The organism is Pseudonocardia sp. HH130629-09 (assembly GCF_001294645.1).
Taxonomy (GTDB): Bacteria; Actinomycetota; Actinomycetes; order Mycobacteriales; family Pseudonocardiaceae; genus Pseudonocardia.
The window spans coordinates 2,840,426-2,856,686 of sequence record NZ_CP011868.1; the positions used below are offsets into that span (position 1 = coordinate 2,840,426).

The 16,261-nt window shown below is 70.9% G+C and carries 17 protein-coding genes; 4 read left to right on the forward strand and 13 right to left on the reverse strand.

Annotated features, from left to right (window positions below; all coding sequences use genetic code 11):
- Positions 1–19 precede the first annotated feature (19 nt).
- Positions 20–1,219, forward strand: coding sequence for an FAD-binding oxidoreductase (locus XF36_RS13035; RefSeq protein ID WP_060712190.1), 1,200 nt, complete (start codon positions 20–22; stop codon positions 1,217–1,219).
- A 38-nt stretch (positions 1,220–1,257) separates the two neighbouring features.
- Here the strand turns inward: XF36_RS13035 and XF36_RS13040 are convergent, their stop codons facing one another.
- From XF36_RS13040 to XF36_RS13050, 3 genes are all read right to left on the reverse strand, one after another.
- On the reverse strand, positions 1,258–1,791 hold the full coding sequence (locus XF36_RS13040) for a hypothetical protein (protein ID WP_060712191.1): 534 nt from the start codon (positions 1,789–1,791) through the stop codon (positions 1,258–1,260).
- A gap of 184 nt (positions 1,792–1,975) precedes the next feature.
- Entirely contained in the window at positions 1,976–2,923 is a 948-nt protein-coding gene (locus XF36_RS35565) for a type 1 glutamine amidotransferase domain-containing protein (protein ID WP_414706224.1), read from the reverse strand.
- 351 nt (positions 2,924–3,274) lie between these two features.
- Positions 3,275–4,498 carry an IS701 family transposase gene (locus tag XF36_RS13050; protein WP_082375830.1) on the reverse strand — a complete coding sequence of 408 codons (1,224 nt, stop codon included), beginning with the start codon at positions 4,496–4,498 and terminating at the stop codon, positions 3,275–3,277.
- A gap of 86 nt (positions 4,499–4,584) precedes the next feature.
- Between XF36_RS13050 and XF36_RS35210 the strand changes: the two genes are divergently transcribed.
- Positions 4,585–5,019 carry a hypothetical protein gene (locus XF36_RS35210; RefSeq protein WP_349675558.1) on the forward strand — a complete coding sequence of 145 codons (435 nt, stop codon included), beginning with the start codon at positions 4,585–4,587 and terminating at the stop codon, positions 5,017–5,019.
- Between the two features lie 79 nt (positions 5,020–5,098).
- Here XF36_RS35210 and XF36_RS13060 read toward each other — a convergent pair whose 3' ends face one another.
- Positions 5,099–6,166 carry a hypothetical protein gene (locus tag XF36_RS13060; RefSeq protein WP_060712194.1) on the reverse strand — a complete coding sequence of 356 codons (1,068 nt, stop codon included), beginning with the start codon at positions 6,164–6,166 and terminating at the stop codon, positions 5,099–5,101.
- A gap of 363 nt (positions 6,167–6,529) precedes the next feature.
- Between XF36_RS13060 and XF36_RS31565 the strand changes: the two genes are divergently transcribed.
- Both XF36_RS31565 and XF36_RS13070 read left to right on the forward strand, forming a co-directional pair.
- Positions 6,530–6,721 carry a hypothetical protein gene (locus tag XF36_RS31565; protein WP_145981350.1) on the forward strand — a complete coding sequence of 64 codons (192 nt, stop codon included), beginning with the start codon at positions 6,530–6,532 and terminating at the stop codon, positions 6,719–6,721.
- A 349-nt stretch (positions 6,722–7,070) separates the two neighbouring features.
- The gene (locus XF36_RS13070) at positions 7,071–7,793 is read left to right on the forward strand and encodes a GntR family transcriptional regulator (protein ID WP_060712196.1); all 723 of its coding nucleotides are present in this window, start codon (positions 7,071–7,073) and stop codon (positions 7,791–7,793) included.
- On the opposite strand, the gene XF36_RS13075 is transcribed toward XF36_RS13070, so the two are convergent.
- The 9 genes from XF36_RS13075 to XF36_RS13115 form a co-directional block, all read right to left on the reverse strand.
- On the reverse strand, positions 7,790–8,953 hold the full coding sequence (locus tag XF36_RS13075; protein ID WP_060712197.1) for an ABC transporter ATP-binding protein: 1,164 nt from the start codon (positions 8,951–8,953) through the stop codon (positions 7,790–7,792). The genes XF36_RS13070 and XF36_RS13075 overlap by 4 nt on opposite strands.
- Positions 8,954–8,965: 12 nt before the next feature.
- Positions 8,966–9,847, reverse strand: coding sequence for an ABC transporter permease (locus XF36_RS13080; RefSeq protein WP_202968522.1), 882 nt, complete (start codon positions 9,845–9,847; stop codon positions 8,966–8,968).
- Between the two features lie 154 nt (positions 9,848–10,001).
- The gene (locus tag XF36_RS13085) at positions 10,002–11,426 is read right to left on the reverse strand and encodes an IS1380 family transposase (protein WP_060710764.1); all 1,425 of its coding nucleotides are present in this window, start codon (positions 11,424–11,426) and stop codon (positions 10,002–10,004) included.
- A 92-nt stretch (positions 11,427–11,518) separates the two neighbouring features.
- Entirely contained in the window at positions 11,519–12,445 is a 927-nt protein-coding gene (locus XF36_RS13090) for an ABC transporter permease (protein WP_202968523.1), read from the reverse strand.
- A gap of 43 nt (positions 12,446–12,488) precedes the next feature.
- The gene (locus XF36_RS13095; protein ID WP_202968524.1) at positions 12,489–13,562 is read right to left on the reverse strand and encodes an ABC transporter substrate-binding protein; all 1,074 of its coding nucleotides are present in this window, start codon (positions 13,560–13,562) and stop codon (positions 12,489–12,491) included.
- On the reverse strand, positions 13,559–14,416 hold the full coding sequence (locus XF36_RS13100; RefSeq protein WP_060714670.1) for an amidohydrolase family protein: 858 nt from the start codon (positions 14,414–14,416) through the stop codon (positions 13,559–13,561). Before XF36_RS13100 ends, XF36_RS13095 begins: the two co-directional genes overlap by 4 nt.
- A gap of 33 nt (positions 14,417–14,449) precedes the next feature.
- Positions 14,450–14,938 carry a hypothetical protein gene (locus XF36_RS13105; RefSeq protein WP_060712198.1) on the reverse strand — a complete coding sequence of 163 codons (489 nt, stop codon included), beginning with the start codon at positions 14,936–14,938 and terminating at the stop codon, positions 14,450–14,452.
- Positions 14,939–15,055: 117 nt separating this feature from the next.
- A complete protein-coding gene (locus XF36_RS13110; protein WP_060712199.1) occupies positions 15,056–15,964 on the reverse strand; it encodes an IS3 family transposase in 909 nt (302 codons plus the stop codon).
- Positions 15,961–16,251 carry a transposase gene (locus tag XF36_RS13115; RefSeq protein WP_060710840.1) on the reverse strand — a complete coding sequence of 97 codons (291 nt, stop codon included), beginning with the start codon at positions 16,249–16,251 and terminating at the stop codon, positions 15,961–15,963. Before XF36_RS13115 ends, XF36_RS13110 begins: the two co-directional genes overlap by 4 nt.
- Positions 16,252–16,261: the final 10 nt, after the last annotated feature.

The following is a 16,261-nucleotide window of genomic DNA, read 5'->3' on the forward strand; positions in this document are numbered from 1 at the left end:
CGGGCCCAGGCTCGGTGCCATGACCAGCACACGCAGCTTCCAGACCGGGATCACCCACCGTCCGTCGGCCGTCGTGGCCGCCACCGGCGCGCACGACGTCGTCGCCGCGTTGGCACGGGCCGGCCGCGAGGGCCTCGCCGTCGCCGTGCACTCCACCGGGCACGGCCTGCGCCGCCCGTGCGACGGCGGCCTGCTGATCGACACCGCGGCGATGGCCGGGGTGACGGTCGACCCGGGCACCCGCACCGCCCGCGCCGGGGCGGGCGCAACCTGGGGCGACGTCGTCGCCGCGGCCGCGCCGCACGGCCTCCGCCCGCCGCACGGCAGCGCACCGTCGGTCGGCGTCGCCGGGTACCTGTTCGGTGGAGGGCTCGGCCTCGCCGTCCGCGCCGACGGCTGGGCCGCCGACCACGTCCGCGCCGTCGAGATCACCCGCGCCGGGGGCACCGTCACGGTGACCGCGGAGTCCGACCCGACGTACTTCGCCCGGGTGCGCGGCACCGGCCCCGACGACGGCGACGTCGTCACCGCGGTCGTCGTCGGACTGCTCGGCTCCGACGGTCTGGTCGGCGGCGGCCTGGTCCGCGTCCTCGGCGCCGCGGACGCCCCCGGCGAACCAGCCGCGCTGCACGCCTGGGCGGACTGGACCGCGCCCCTGCCCGACGACGTCACCTCCGGGGTGTCCGTGGTCCCCTACCCTGACCTGCCCCTCCTCCCCCCGCACCTGCGCGGACGTCGCGTCCTGCGGGTCGGGGTCGTCGGCACCGGCGGTACCGGCCGTACCGACGCGCTGCTCGCGCCGCTGCGCGCCGCCGTCGCCTGGGACGACGACACCGTCGCCCCGCTGGACCCGCGCACGTCGTCGCGGGTGTACGCCGAGCCCGAGGTCCCGCACGCCTACCTCGGCGACGACGTGCTGGTCGACGGGCTCGACCGCGCCGCCCTCGACCGGGTCGTCTCCCGCACCGGGCCGATGGTCGTGACCGGGATCCGGCACCTGGGCGGCGCCGCCGGGCGGGCCCCGGCCGTCGCCGACACCGTCCGCGGCCGCGACGCCGCCTACTGCGTGAACGTCCTCGCCCCGTTCGACGACGACGTCCCCGCCGCGTGTGCCTGGTCCGGGGTCGACCGCCTCCTCGACGGGTTCTCGCCCCGCGCGACCGCCGAGGGATCGCTCCCGTCGTTCCGGTACGGGCCGCCCCGCCCGGGCACCGCCTGAGTCCGTACCGGACCGGCCGGGGTCGGCCGTGTGCGAGGTCAGCCGTGCGCGAGCAGCTTGACCACGATGACCAGTGCGCCCAGCCCGACCAGGGCGACGACCAGCAGCGCCCGTCCCCACCAGGACAGCGGGGTCCGCCGGGCCGCGAGCACTGCGAACAGGGCCAGCACCAGCACCGTCACCCCGGTCGCGAGCTCCAGCGCGGTGGTGAGCTCCAGCAGCCCGACCGCGGCGGCGGCGAGCAGCACGACGGGCGCGGCGGAGGCCTGCAGGATCTGCCCCGAGCTGCGCAGCGCGGCGACGAGCTCGTGGCCGCGGGGGCCGTGACCGTGCACGGTGAGGTGGGCGACGACGTCGGAGAGCAGGCTCGCCGCCCACAGGGCGCCCGCGGCCACGACGACGTCCACGATCGCGGACCCGGCCGAGGATCCCTCGCCGCCGTGGCCGAGCAGGACCAGCAGGGTCGAGAGGCAGGACAGGGTGCCGTAGAGCCGCTCGCGCAGCACCGTCACCACGACCGGGGCGGGGACCTCGCCGTCGGGGCGACGACGGGAGGGAACACGGGAGGTCATGACGCCGAGCGTGCCAGGCCGCGTCGACGACGGGTCACCACGGCCACGTGCAGCCCCGGCGGCGCCACCGGCCCCGGGCACGGTGCCTCCCGCGACGGAGCCTGCCCAGCATCCATCTCATGTGGACCCCGTGACCGTGGTCGGCATCGACGGTGACACCTCCTACCCCGAGGAGAACTTACAGTCACGCGTGACCGTCGGAAGGTCCGGACGGCGTAATCGCGGCCTGCCCCCACCGACGGATGAGCACTGCCATCACACGATGCACGCCGGCGCCGGCCTGACGATCGTCCCCGCGAGCACGCCCGCGCCACACCGACCGACGCCGACCTCGGCTCCTTCGACGGCGGCGACGGCTCGGCCCACCTCGCCCACCAGGTCGGCCAGAAGCTCGCCCGGGAGACCCTCCTCCTCGGCCGGACCGGCAACACCTAGCCGCGGGCACGCAGGGCTCGTTGACCTGCTCGGCCATCGGCGCGCTGGACGCCGGGTTCTGACCGGTGACCAGGTTGCCGTCGACGACGGTGAACGCCTCGTAGGCAGGCCCGCTCTGGTGGGCGGCACCGCGCTCGCGCAGCCGGCTCGCCAGCAGCCATGGAGCGCCCTCCGCAGTGCCGAAGATCTGCTCCTCCTCGTCGGTGAAGGCGGCCATCCGGCGCCCGGCGAACAGCCAGCCGCCGTCCGGGCCGGTCGCGCTCAGCAGACCCGTGGGGCCGTGGCACACCGCGCCGACGATCCGGCCGTCGGCATCGGCCCGCGCCAGCAGGGCACCCAGGTCGGCGTCCTCGTGCAGGTCGACCACCGGTCCGTGGCCGCCGGGGAGCACGATCGCGTCGTAGCGCTCCGGGTCGACCTCGGCCAGCACCAGCGGCGCCCCGAACTCCCGCAGGGCGGTCTCCGCGACCTCGACGTAACGCGCGCTGTCGGGGCCGGCGACCTCGGGGTCGGCGCTGTGTTGGTCCAGGGGCTGCAGAACGCCGGCCGGGGAGGCGAACTCGACGGTGTGCCCGCCGCCGACGAACGTCTCGTACGGCGCCGCCAGCTCCTCGGCCCAGTAGCCCGTCGGGTAGGAGGTGCCGTCCGTGCGCTCCCAGGTGTCGGCGGCGGACATGACGATCAGGATCCGGCTCATGGTGGTTCTCCCTCGATGGTCGACCGTGGTGCGCTCCCGGCGATCGGAGCGTGTCCCCAGCCTCGTGGCGGCATGGGCGCCGCGGGGGCCGATACCGGGCCCTGCCCGACCGCGGACTCCGCTGACCAGGACGCACAGGGCCAGGTGGGACGGACCGGGTCGGGCGATACTGGCGGGCATAGCGCAGGCAGCACTGTCGTGCCAGCCGGGAACAACCGCGAGCTAGTACTCCAGCCGCACTTCGTTAGCTGGGCTGTCTTCGTCGTCGGTAGTGGCTTTCGCGGGCTCGGTGTTGGTGACGGCGACGCCAGGTCGACCAGGCCCAGCCCACGGTGCGGGCGGGGATGTGGATCAGAGATGCCAGGAGACGTCGGATCTCGGCGAGGGTGAGCGGGATGAGCCCGCTGCCAGGTCTTTTGGGGCGATCGCCGCGGTGACCGAGAGGTAGGCGTGGGCGAGCATGGCCAGGGTGATGTGGCGGTACCAGGCGTCGTAACGCCGCACCTGGTACTGGTCGAGCCCGACCTCGTTCTTCGCGGTCTGGAAGCACTCCTCGATCGCCCACCGGGCGCCGGCGACCCGGATGAGGTCGTCGTCACTGGTGCCGGGCGGGCCTGCGCACAGGTAGTAGGCCAACTCCGGCTCGTCACCGGCGGCGATCTGGGTGTCGGTGAGGATCTGACGGCGCACCAGCAGCCAGCGCCCCCACCCGGCGGGCGCCTCCGGTGGCGGAGACAGGCTGGCCACGGCCCAGTCGTAGAGCCGCTCACCCTTCGCCCCGTCCCCCGCCGAGCGGCGCTTCCACGCCTGCTCCGGCGCGCGAGCGACCAGGTCGTCGGCGCGTCGTGACCCGGCCAGCCCGGCGATGTCAGCCTCGAGCGAGAGCGGGATCGACTGACTGCGGGGCACGGCGACGACGTAGCCGATCCGGCGCTTCTCGCACCAGGAGCGGAACTTGTAGTCCTGACCGTAGGCCTCGTCCGCAGCCACCCACGACGCCGGGACACCAGCGTCGAGGGCCCGGCCGAGCATCTGCTTGGCCAGCACGGTCTTGGTGGCGAACTCGACCTCGTCGGGCACCGCCGCAGCCCGGCAACGTTCCCGATCACCGGTCCACGACCTGGGCAGGTAAAGCTCACGATCGATCAACGTGCGGCCCCTGCCGCTGGCATAGGCGCAGAACACCCCGAGCTGGCAGTTCTCCACCCGGCCCGCAGTGCCGGAGTACTGGCGCTGCACCCCGGCCGACTTGGCCCCCTTCTTCAGGAACCCGGTCTCGTCGACGATCAGCACCCCGCCGGGCTCGCCGAGGTGTTCTGTGACGTAGTCCCGCAGGTCATCGCGCATCCCGTCGGCGTCCCAAGCCGCCGAGTTGAGCAGCCGCTGCATCCCGTCCGGCGTCGTGTCACCGGCGACCTCGGCCAGCGTCCACCCGTTCTTCCCGGCCAACGGCGCCAACAATCCACGCACATACGCCCGCGCCCGACGCCGCGGCTCCGTCCGGAAGAACCGCCCCGCCACCAGCCCGAACAACCCGTCCAGGCCGCCGGCCCACGCCTCTAGGTCCTCCTCCACCTGCACAAGATCAAAGCCTAGCGCAGACCCACATCACGAAGTGCGGCTGGAGTACTAGCCGACTTCCTGCGCCGCGCCCGCGGTCAGTGCGACCCGGCGCGGGCGGGCCTGCCCGGCCGACGGGCGCGTCCGCCGCGTGCCGGGGCTGCGCCGGGAGGAGGTGGCGCTGCTCGCCGGGGTGTCCTCGGACCCTGCGGCTGGAAGCAGGCAGCGCCCCCGGGGACCGGGCGACCGTCGAGCTCGTGGCCGAGCTGCGCCGGGAGAGCCCCGATGTCGACCGCTGGTGGGGGGAGCACCGCGTCTACCAGCGGACCTACGGGACCAAGCGGCTGCGTCACCCGGTCGTCGGGCACCTGAGCGTGGAGTACGAGACCCTCACCCCGCCCGGTGATCCGGACACCACGTTGTTCCTCTACTCGACCGCGGCCGGGTCACCGTCGCGCGAGGCGATGGACGTCCTGGCCAGCTGGGCCCTGTCCGACCGGACGACCGGTGACCGGGCGGCTCAGGACGGCTCCTGACGCCGGACGGTCGCGATCTCGACGGTCAGGTCGCGTCCGCGCGAGCCGCACCGCCCCGACGCCGGCCCCGCCCGGTGGGTCAGTCCTTCAGGGCTGCGGCCAGGGCGGCGAGGTCGTCGGGGTGCATCCGGGGCACAGGAGCGGGTTCCACGGCCGCGGTCCGCAGCCGTTCGAGCTCGGCGGCGTGGCCGTCGCGCTCGGCGCGGACGCGTTCGATCCGGTCGGAGAGCTCCCGGATCTCCGCTCGCGCCGCGTCGTGCTCCTCATGCAGCCCGTCGGCGACGGCACGGGCCTCGGCCAGCGTGTCCTGCTGCCCGGCGAGACGGCTGCGCTGCTCGGCGACGGTCTCGGCCAGCCCGGCCCGCTCGCCGGCCACTGAGACGAGCTCGGCGCGCAGCGCCGCCAGCTCCCCGGCCACGCGGTCGCGGTCGCGGGCGAGGTCGTCGGCGCGGGCGAGCGCGGTGTCGCGTTCGTGCTCCGCGGTCCGGGCCGCGAGCACCGCGGTCTCCCGGCCCCGGCCGGCGGACGCGGCGGCCTCCCGCTCCGCGCGGGCGTCGGCGACAGCGGCGTCGCGCGCGACGACGGCGGCGTCCCGGGCGGCGACGGCGTCGGCGGCCTGCTGGCGCGCGGCGCCGAGGGCCTCGGTCGCCGCGAGGGCGGTGGCGGCGGCCTCCTCGGCCCGGGCCACCGCGTCGGTCCGCTCCTGCCGGGCGTCGGCGGCGGCCCGGTCTGCGTCACGGGCCCGGCGCTCGGCCGCCTGCCGGGCGGCGTCGGCCTGCTGACGGGCCGCGTCGGACTCGGTGGCGGCGGCGCGGGCGGCCTCGGTGGCGGCCAGGGCGTCGCGCTCGATCTCGTCGAGACGGTCCAGCACGGCGGTCAGTGCCCCGGACAGCTCGGCCACCGGTCCGGCGAGCGCACCGACGTGCTCGCGGAGCCGGTCCGCGTCGAGCGCGAACGCCCCGGTCCCGGTGTCGAGGCCGAGGGCGCCGAGGGCCTCCCGCTCGGCGCGGGCCATCTGCGCGCAGGTCCGACCCTGCTCCCACCGGGTGTCCCGGCAGAACGACCGCGGACGGCCGCCCTGCGGCCCGGGCGGGGGCAGCTCCGCCCGGCATCGGCTGTATCCGCACCGCACCATCGTGTCCACCATGCACCCACCCTACAGCTTCGTGTTCTTCAAACTAGAAACCAGTTCGTGGTTCGTTACTACTAACACATCCAACATTGGATAATCCAGGGAATCCCCGGTTATGGCGACCGGCTCCACCGCGGGAACGGGAGCTGTCGAGTCTCGGTGAACCTGGCCAAGTCTTCACGATGTTGGCCATTCGTCCTCCCTGGTTGGCCAACATCAACAGCACGCCAAACGGTTCCGGTCTTGTAGCCGGTCTCGCGACACCACGGCGTGTCGGGGGATCGGGTGCGCCTGGACGGCGAGGGTCACAGCGTGGTCGGGCTGTCGGGTACGTCGGTGCGGCTGCTCGGCCCCACCGGCGCGACGTCTGTCATATCCATGACCCACCTGCTGGCCGTGGCCAAGTTCGAGGCGCCCCGCGCTGGCTCATCCTTCTCGGTGGCCGGGCTGGGGCTGCTCGACGGTGTGTCGGCCGAGGCGCGGGAGCGGGCCCTGTGGTGGCAGGTCCACGTCGTGGAGGTCGAGACCGGCGTCGGGAGTGCGAGCGCGACGGACGGGACGAACCGGTAATGCCCGAGTACGATCCCAGCTCCACGACTCTGCAGGAGCGGGAGGAAGCCAAGGCTGCTGAGCTCGCCGCACTCGGGGTCGCGGTGAGCGCGCGCACGATCCGCCGCCGACGCCAAGCCTATGCCTCCAAGGGCCTGTGGGGTTGGTGGATCACCGCAGGACACGCGGTTCGAGCCCGACCGGGCGAACGGATTCGCGGGTGCTGGAAGCGATCCAGGCGGCCCGGGTGGAGCAAACCGACGCCTCCACCGGGTCGCGCACCGCCCGGTCAGGTGACCGCCTCGGCCAGGCTCTCGGTTGTTGTACAATCCGGTAGAGTTGACGGCTCCGCCCCGGACTGGAGGACAACATGGCGCTGACCGCTGAAGCTGGCCAGGACGTAGCCCTCAACCGGACGACCCAGGCGTACTCGGAGCTTCGCTCTATGATCATTTCCGGGCACTACCCGCCGGACTCTCGTCTCACCGAGTCGGACTTGACATCACAACTGGGGGTTTCGCGGGGAACAATCCGGTCGGTGCTGGCCCGCCTGGCACAGGATGGGTACGTCACCGCAGAGATCAATCGTGGCGCCCGTACACGCTCTTTCTCCATCGAGGAAGCGGCAGAGATTCTCGAGTCCCGTGAGGTGCTGGAGTCGGCGTTGGCCGCGAAGGCGGCCGAGCGGGCTACCGACGATGATATCGCAGCGATGACTGCCACCTGCGAGGGTATGTGGGCACAACAGATTCCTGGCGGCCGCGAGGAGTACAACAAGCTGAACCGAGAGTTCCACAAGCAGGTACAGGCTGCGGCGCGTCAGGCGATGTTGACGAAGTTCGTCGAGAGCCTGCTGTACCCGCTGGTCGTTAGGCAGTATCGGGACGTCGATCGCCCGCACCCGCGGCCGCAATCTGTCCGCGAACACGAGGCCATCCTGGCAGCGATCGCCACGCGCAACCCTGAGGCCGCCGCGGCAGCGATGCGACACCACTTGTCGTCGGCACGGCGTGCGCTTCAACTTCAGCCCGGGACCCCGGCCGGGGGCTCCTCGACAGATCCGGAGCTCCCGACCGGTTCATCCGTGTACTAGGCCCACAGCGCGATGGTTCGAGCCGGCTCCAGGACGACGGTCACGTCGTCGCCGGGCTGGACTCGCGGGTGGGCGGGACCATGGGCCCGGAGCGCGACATCGCCGATGACGATGTTCATCTCCTGCCGGTCTCCCAGGTACTCGGTCGTTTCCACCCGGGCCTGGAAACAGTTGGGACCGACGTCCTGGATTGCTGGTTCCGCGAGGACGCGGATGTTCTCCGGTCGTACACATACGGTCAGTTCCTGGCCTGGGGAGAGGGGGCCGGCCGCTGGGGCTGATCGTCCGCACTGGATGGTGCCGACTTCGGTCTTGGCGTCTACGGCGCCCCCGGCAGACGGTGTCGGACCGTCCAGCACTCCAGGGATGAGATTGGCGCTGCCTACGAAGTCGGCCACGAAGCGCGAGGCCGGGGCCTCGTAGATCTCATCGGGCGAGCCGATCTGTTCGATGCGCCCGCGGTTCATCACCACGATGGTGTCCGACATGGCCAGAGCCTCGGTCTGATCGTGGGTGACATAGATGGTGGTGACGCCGAACCGCTGTTGGAACGATCGCAGCTCGGCGCGCAGCTGTGCGCGGAGTTTGGCGTCGAGGTTGGAGAGTGGTTCATCGAGCAGGAGGACCTCAGGCTCGCACAGCAGGGCGCGGGCCAGGGCGAGGCGCTGTTGCTGACCGCCACTTAGCTGAGTCGACCATCGGTCGGCGTAGTCCGATAGCCCGACCTGCGCGAGCATGGCTGACACACGCCTCTTGGTCTCGTGATTCGGGAACGTCCGGCGGCCGTAGCGCAGCGGGAAGGCCGCATTGTCGAACACCGTCATGTGCGGCCAGATCCCGTAGGACTGGGGCACCATCGCGATAGGCCGGTCGTTGGGGGCGACGTCGCGCTTGGTGTCGGCGGAGAAGACTGTCGTGCCGTCCATGGTGATCTCGCCGCCGTCGGCGGTCTCTAGACCGGCGAGGCAACGCAGGGTGGTGGTCTTTCCACAGCCGCTGGGGCCGAGCAGGGTGAAGAAGTCGCCCTTGGTGACGGCGAAGCTGACGTCGTCGATGGCGCGGTGGGTTCGGGCGTTGTTGTGACGGAAGAACTCCTTCTTCAGGCCGGAGATCTCCACGCAGACGTCGGTGGCGGCGGGGGTCGCGAGGGCGTTGGACATGGTCGGAACACCTCAGTGTGTCGGTTGGGCGCCACGGCGGTTGACCCACCAGACGGAGACGGCGGTGAGGGCGAGCAGTAGGACGGCGAGGGCGCTGGCCTCGGGGTAGTTCGCGCTCTCACCGATCATGTCCCACAACAACACGACGATGGTGCGGTTGTCGGAGCTGGACAGCAGCAGCGCGATCGGAAGTTCTCCGAGGGCGTTGGCGAACACCCACAGCCAGGTCCGGGACACTGTCGGTGCGACGAGGGGCAGGACGACGCGGCGCACCACGGTTGCCGACGAAGCGCCGGAGACCCGGCCGACCTCCTCGAGCCCGTTGTCGAGCTGGAGCAGCGCGGTCTGGATCATGCGCGATCCACGCGGGATGTAGCGGGTGGTCAGGGCGATGATGATGATCCAGATCGTTCCGTAGACCGGGATCGGTACGAACAGATAGAGGAACAGGACCGAGACGCCCAGGACGACGCTGGGGATGGCGAAGACGAGGAAGGACAGGTCGAAAAGCCATCGCCCGAAGCGGCCACCCCGGGTTGCGGCGAGCGCCAGCCAGAGCGCGAGCACGGCGGTCGCGGTCGCGGTCACGACGCTGATCACGAGCGTGTTGAGCACGGCCTGGCTCAGGGCCGGGTTCGTGAAGATCGCACCGTAGTTGGTGAAGCTGAGGTCGCCGATGCTGGAGAGGCTGACGGGTTGCAGGAACGGTGTCAGGCTCGTCCATACCAGGGTCAGGATCGGAACGACGATGGCGAGCAGGACATAGAGTGTGACGCCAGCTGTCGCGGGGATCTTCCAGCGGCCGAGGCGGACCGGGGTGGCGCGGTAGCCCTTCCCGCTGACGACCTGGAATCGGTGCGACTCGCGGGTCTGTCGACGGTAGACAGCGATCATCACTAGCCCTGGTGATTCACGGAGCTGCGGATTGACCGCGTGATCGGCTGGCGGCGGATCCGGTCCGGTTCGTTCGATGGGTGGGCATGGCGAAGGGGCCGGCCTGCGCGTTCTGCCGGGAGCTCCCGCCGCTCGTCGTGTCGGGCTTCGGAGATCAACCAGCAGGAACAGGCAACGCGCACAGCCGCGCGAACGCGCGGGCGAGATCGACCGCCCAGGGCCAGGACCGTTGGATACGGACCCAGACTCGGCGTTGCCCGCGGGTGATCCGCGCGGCGGTGTGCAACAACCGGTAGCGCAACGCCTTCGGCTCGACCTTCGCCAGGTCGCCGTCGAGAAGCAGGCGCTGGGTCCAGGTGATCAGGTCGACCGCGAGCATGACCACGGTCAACCACGCCGCGTTGACGGCGAAGGACCGGGACGGGAAGTGGTTGAGGCCGGTGTCCTTGCCGCAGCGGATCCGGTCCTCGACCCGGGCGTGGGCGCGGTGGCGGGCGTCGAGGAAGGCGAGCTGCCCGACGCGGGTGTCGGTGGCGAACGCGGTGTAGCGCCAGCCGTCACGCTCCTCGAACGCATCGAGCTGCGCGCCGGGATGCGGCCGTTCGCGACGGACGACAACGCGGGTCCCGGCCGGGTAGTCGACCAACGCGGAGGCGGGGAGCAAGCCGGTGATCTCGGCCAGCCCGGCGCCGTCACGGTGCCCGCCGTCAGCGTCGACCGCCTCGGCCCACACCGTCTTCGGGACCAGGCTGATCACGGTGCGTTCGCGGTCGGTGACGGCCCAGCCGACGGAGAACTCACAGCTCACCGCTGTGTCTTGTTGCGCTCGGATGTGGGCGAGGAAGGCTTTCGTGGCGCCCGCGGTGTCGGTGCGGACCAGGATCGGGTGCCCGTGACGGAACGCGTCAGGGATCTGGGCGAGCGCGTCGTCGAGCACGTTGATGTGATCCGCGGCGGTGTTCGCACCGGCGTTCCCGCGGCGCAAGCGGGCGGCGAGGAACTCGCCGGTGTTGTCGCAGAACGCCAGCATCGGGTGATACCCGAACGTCTTCTTGAACGTGGGCGTGGCCTGTTCCTTCTCGCTGTGGGCGATGACGATCGTGGCGTCGAGATCGATCACCAGCACGTCCCGGCCGTGCCGGCGCAGGTCGCGGCCGGCGACCCGAGCCGCGGGAAACGCGCGACCATCGACGTCGGCGTGCTGGGCCCAGACCACCTCCCGGGCCCGCGCCCGCCCCGCCGCGATCGAGGACAACCGGCGCTCGTCGAGCTTGTCGAGCAGTCGCCAGCAGGTCGAGTCCGATGCCACCGACCCGAACACCGCGCCCTGATCGGCCAGGACCGCGATCTCGCAGATCCTCGTGGCCCCGTCGGCGACCGCGACGGCCAGATCGACCAGCACCCGCCCCGGATCATGACGCGCCCGAGCTCGTCGCAGCGGTGCGAGCGCGGTCGAGAGTTCACTGGTCAACGTGGTCCGGTCGGCGACATCGGCCAGCAGACGCGACCCGACGTGCGACACCACCCCAGCGCCGTCGGCGGTCACGATGACCGGTGGGCGCGTGCTTGTAGTCTGCACTCGGAAAGTGCCTCCTCGACCATGGCGGACAGGGCTTCGACACCCGCTGTCTTACCTGGTCACGAGGCACTTTCTTCAGTTGGGGTCGGAGATCACCGGCACAGCCCGTGAAGAGTCCGGGCTAGTGACAACAAGACTAGTAGAACGCCGTATGCGCTGGCCTGGCCGTAGTTGGCGATCCCGGACGGCGGCTGGAGCGCGTTCTGGATCAGGCTGCTGAACACGAAGATCTGGTCCGGCAGGCCGAGGATGGCCGGGATCGAGAACTCCTCGAGCGCGATGACGATCAGCAGCATGCTCGCGGCGGAGATGCTGGGCACGGTCAGCGGCAGCACGACCTTGCGGGTGCGGGTCCACCAGCCGGCGCCGGCGGTGGCGGCGGCCTCCTCGAACTCCAGATTCAGCCGGGCGAACGTCGGAGCGATCATGATGTACATGCCCGGCACCCCGAAGATGCCGGCCACGAGGATCATTCCGGGCAGCGAGTAGATGTCGACCGGAAAGCCGAGAACACTCTGCACGAGTAGTGCGATCGGTCCGTTGGTCGGGTTCGCCGCCAGTACCCATGCCACGGCCATGACGGTGGCGGGCACGGCCATCGGCGCGAGCGTCGACGGCGCGAGGATCCGGCGGCCTGGCAGGTCGGTCCGCTCGAACAGGTAGGCCAGGATCACGCTGACGACCAGCGCGAAGACCACGGTCCCGACGACGAAGATCAGAGTGTTGAGCGCGACCTCGAACAGGCGCTGCCCGGTGAGGATCCGCGCGAAGTTGTCGAGCGTGTAACCGGGGACCTGGAACGGGAGCTTGAGCTCGGCGTCCTTGAGGCTGCTGTAGACCAGCATGCCGAGCGGGAAGACGACGAGGTAGGTGAGTAGGGCGCCGATCGCGATGTTGACCGCGACCAGGACTCGGTCTCTGCGGGGCTTGCGCGGGCGATCGGACCCGAGGTCGTCGCCGTTGCTGTCGGCCCTGGAAGCAGGAGGTACTCGAGTGGATAGCTGAGTGCCGGACTGCATCGCTGAAGTCTCCAAGCGGGTGGGTGGTTCGAACGGGAGCCCGTCAGTAGATGTCGGTGCCCAGGGCCTTCTCGACCTCCGGGAAGAAGTCGGTGAAGTGCTGGTACTGGGCTACGTCGGTCTCGCTGAACCAGGAGACTCCGGCCGCGCACAGAGCGCCGATGACCTTGTTGGTGGTGGCGGTGGAGCAGTCGGTGGCCGGCGGGATGACCGAGTTGTAGCTGTCGACCAGGGCTGCCTGGCCTTCTTCGGAGGCCAGGAACGCGGTCAGCAGGCGTCCTGCCGCCGGGTGCGGGGCACCGTTGGCTACGAACAGGTAGGCCTTGTTGGCGTTTGTGGGTCCGACCGGCGCGACCGCGATCGGCGCGCCTTTCCGCTGGTCTTCCAGCACCAGATTGATCAGGTCGGTCCCGATCGGCGTCTGACCGGAGATGATGTTCGTGTGCGCCTGGGTGGTGTTCTCGGTGTAGTGAGGTCGCAGGCTCGCCAGACGAGTGGCGTAGTCGATCCCGGCGCCGGTGCCCAGCGAGGGGTCCTGGGCCCACACCGTCATGAAGGACCCCCGGGACTCGACGGTGAGCCTGCCGGCTGCCCATCGTGGGTTCAGGAGGGCGTCCCAACTGGTGGGGACCTCCTCCTGGGGGACAGCCGCGGTGTTGTAGGCCCATACCTTCGGGACAGCCCAGACGTAGACGAGGTTGTCGGCGAAGATCTGGTCGGCAGGCACCTGCAGGTCGGCCCAGTTCACCGGCGCGGCCATGTCGAGGGAAGGCAGGACCGTCAGGCCGCCGGCGTTGGAGACATCGAAGCTCACCCGGTCCGCGGCCTGCTCGACGTTGAGCTGGGTGACCAGATCGGGGGCCTTCTTGTTCGTGTACTTGACCGCGATGCCCGGGTACTTCGCTTGGAACGCGTCGATGGCGGGCTGCATCTGTGCCGCGGGCTTCGGCGAGTACCAGATGACCTCACCCTCGGCCCTGGCTTGCTCGTAGAGCCCGTCCAGGTCGGAGGCCACCTCGACGGGCGGCGGGCTCGCGCAGCCGGCAAGGAGCAGGCCGGCGGTCAATGTGACGGCGGCCAGAAGCCGGCGGACAGCAGGTGTACGCACGACGGTCACCCCGTCGCCGCGGCTTCGGCCGCGAGCCCGTAGATCCGCGCTGCGTTGCCGCCCAGGACCGCCGCCAGGTCTCCGTCGTCGAGTGTGGGCAACTGCGCGGTGATGAGGTCGTACAGCTCGGCCAGGCTCCCGACCGAAGCCGGAAAGTTGGAGCCCCACAGCACGTTCGACGCACCGAACTCCGCGACCAGGGCGGTCACCAGCGGCGCGGCGGACCCCACCTCGCGCTGGGCGCGGAGCACGGCAGGCGGGGTGATCTTGGCGTGCACTCGCCCGGTCGCACCGAGCGGGACCGGGTACGGAGTAGTCGCCTCGAGCTGCGGCCGTCCGCCGTGGTCGAGCAGCACGGTCAGCCCCGGGTAGCGCTCGAGCAGGTCGGCGAGAGTCGGAGCGTGCTGAGCGTGCATCTGGATACACACCGGCACCCGGTGGGTCGAGACGTACTCCCACACCGGCGTCATCCGCTCGTCGTCGAGCCCGCGGCCCGGGGTGGGGACGGTGGTAGTCCCGTCCGCGGCGCGGATCCGGACGCCGGAGAAGCCGCGTTCACTGATCCAGTGGTGCAGGTCGTCGGCGGCGTTCGGGGAGAGGAAGTCCACCGAGCAGACCCCGCTGAGCCGGTCGGATCGCACGTCCAGCTGGTCGGCGACGTAGCTGTTGTCGAACCCGTAGACCGTCGAGGCCTGCACGAGCACGAGGTGCTCGACGCCGGCGGCGTCCGCCTCGCGCAGGAGACCGTCGATGTCGGCAGGGCGTTCCTGCGACCAGGTCGAGCGGTGCCCGCCCAGCGGCGCGGCCGGGTAGGTCGCGGTGTCGGACGAGATGATGTGAGTGTGGGTGTCGACGTTGAACATGTGCACCTCGGGTGGTCGGGTAGGAGGCGGCGCTCAGCGCTCGCCGAGAAGGCGGGTGAAGTCCGGGAGCAGCTCGTCGACCGTCACCGGTGTGCGGATGACCTCTTGGGCGAGGGCGTAGTCGATCGCGACCTGCAGGCCTGCGACGAGCTCGTCGCTCACGCCGAAGCGCAGGGCGCGCGCCCGGGTACCGGTGTCGGAGTCCTTCCGGGCCTCGATCGGGGCGCGGAACGCCTGATAGAGCTCCGCGACAGTCTCGGACTCGGCTTCAAGCAGGTCCCGGCGCACGGTAAGCATATGGTTGATCGGCACCGTCCGGTGCCGGGCGCCCCAGGCCTCCTCGGCCTCGCGCCAGTCCGGGATGATCGGGACCAAGGGCCCCTCGGCGCCGTCGAGGGCGGGCGGGCCCAGGACTGCGGCCGCCACGTTGTCGTGGCGCATCAGCTCGAGGACCTTGCCGCTGGTCCGCTCGACGTTCGGCGGCTCGACGTAGCTCGCGACGTGCGGTTCCTCGGTCGTCACCCACGTCACGTCGCGGGCGTCGACGCCGAACTCCTCGGCCAGGATTCCGCGTACCCACAGACCGGTCGTCTGGCTGTATGAACCGTCCTGCGGTTCCCCCGAGATCGTGGAGGGTTCTTATGCCGCGTCTCGGGTGAGGGCGGCGTTCTCGTAGTTGATCGGTGAGAGCCCGGCGGCGGCACTGTGTCGCCGCCGGTGGTTGTAGAAGCCGTAACACCAGTCGATGACCGCCGCCCGCGCCCTACTGATGGTGTCGAAGTCGTTGCGGGACAGCACTTCCCACTCCAGGCTGGAGAAGAACGCCTCCTCCGCGGCATTGTCGAAACACGACCCGACCCGGCCCATCGACTGACGGATGTCGAGCCGCCGACACAGAGCGGTGAACGCGCCCGCGGTGTAGGTCGACCCGCGGTCGGTGTGGAAGATCACCCCGGCGATTCGGTCCGCCCCGCCGCGGGCCGCCACCGCCATCCGGATCGCCGCACACGCCAGCTCGGCGTTCGGGTGCAGCCCCGTGGCCGCGCCGAGCAGCCGCCGCGAGTACAGGTCGATCACCGTGGCCAGATACAACTTCCCGGCCGCGGTGGGGATCTCGGTCATGTCCCCGACCCATCTGCGGTTCGGCTCGGCCGCAGTGAAACCCCGACGAAGCAGGTCCGGGAACTTCGGCGCCGTGCGGTCCTGGCGGGTCAGCCCGTTGTGCCGCTTGATCCGGCGGGCGACCAGGCCCTGGCGGCGCATCGAGTCCGCCACGGTCTTCTCCGACACCCGCCATCCGGCCTCACACAGGTCGGCGTGCAGACGGGGTGAGCCGTGTAGCCGCTGGGCGTCGTCGAACGCCACGGCCACGGCGGCGTCCAACGCGCAGCGGCGCTTCTCGGTCGCGGTGGCACCACCGTCGGAACGCGCGGCGCGGTCGAGCCACTTGTACAGCCAGGAGATCGACACCCCCAACAGGGCGCAGGCCAGCGTGTGCGGCACCCGGTGGAAGGTCCTCTGGTCGGCGATGAAACGGGCCACGCTCACTTCGTCGCCTCCTTGACCCACAGGACCACGGATCGCTTGAGGACATCACGCTCCATCCGCAGCTCGGCGTTCTCCGCGCGCAGCCGCTTGAGCTCCTCGACGCCGCCGCGAGACAGGCCCTCGGTGTCCTCGCGGGCCTCTCGTGCACGGGCCACCCAGTTGCCCAGCGTGCCCTCGTTGACCCCCAGGTCACGGGCGACCTGGGCGATCGGCTTGCCCGTCTCCTCCACGACCCGGACCGCTCCGTCACGGAACTCCCGGTCGTAGCGCTTCCGTACCTCTGGCATCGCTACCCCT

Bases quoted from the DNA above. Each gene is read 5' to 3' on its own strand.
- XF36_RS35565 (WP_414706224.1), bottom strand. From the start codon at position 2,923: ATGAGCCGGATCCTGATCGTCATGTCCGCCGCCGACACCTGGGAGCGC.
- XF36_RS13075 (WP_060712197.1), bottom strand. From the start codon at position 8,953: ATGTCCAACGCCCTCGCGACCCCCGCCGCCACCGACGTCTGCGTGGAG.
- XF36_RS13080 (WP_202968522.1), bottom strand. From the start codon at position 9,847: ATGATCGCTGTCTACCGTCGACAGACCCGCGAGTCGCACCGATTCCAG.
- XF36_RS13060 (WP_060712194.1), bottom strand. From the start codon at position 6,166: ATGGTGGACACGATGGTGCGGTGCGGATACAGCCGATGCCGGGCGGAG.
- XF36_RS13115 (WP_060710840.1), bottom strand. From the start codon at position 16,251: ATGCCAGAGGTACGGAAGCGCTACGACCGGGAGTTCCGTGACGGAGCG.
- XF36_RS13035 (WP_060712190.1), top strand. From the start codon at position 20: ATGACCAGCACACGCAGCTTCCAGACCGGGATCACCCACCGTCCGTCG.
- XF36_RS13090 (WP_202968523.1), bottom strand. From the start codon at position 12,445: ATGCAGTCCGGCACTCAGCTATCCACTCGAGTACCTCCTGCTTCCAGG.
- XF36_RS13070 (WP_060712196.1), top strand. From the start codon at position 7,071: ATGGCGCTGACCGCTGAAGCTGGCCAGGACGTAGCCCTCAACCGGACG.
- XF36_RS31565 (WP_145981350.1), top strand. From the start codon at position 6,530: ATGACCCACCTGCTGGCCGTGGCCAAGTTCGAGGCGCCCCGCGCTGGC.
- XF36_RS13100 (WP_060714670.1), bottom strand. From the start codon at position 14,416: ATGTTCAACGTCGACACCCACACTCACATCATCTCGTCCGACACCGCG.
- XF36_RS13040 (WP_060712191.1), bottom strand. From the start codon at position 1,791: ATGACCTCCCGTGTTCCCTCCCGTCGTCGCCCCGACGGCGAGGTCCCC.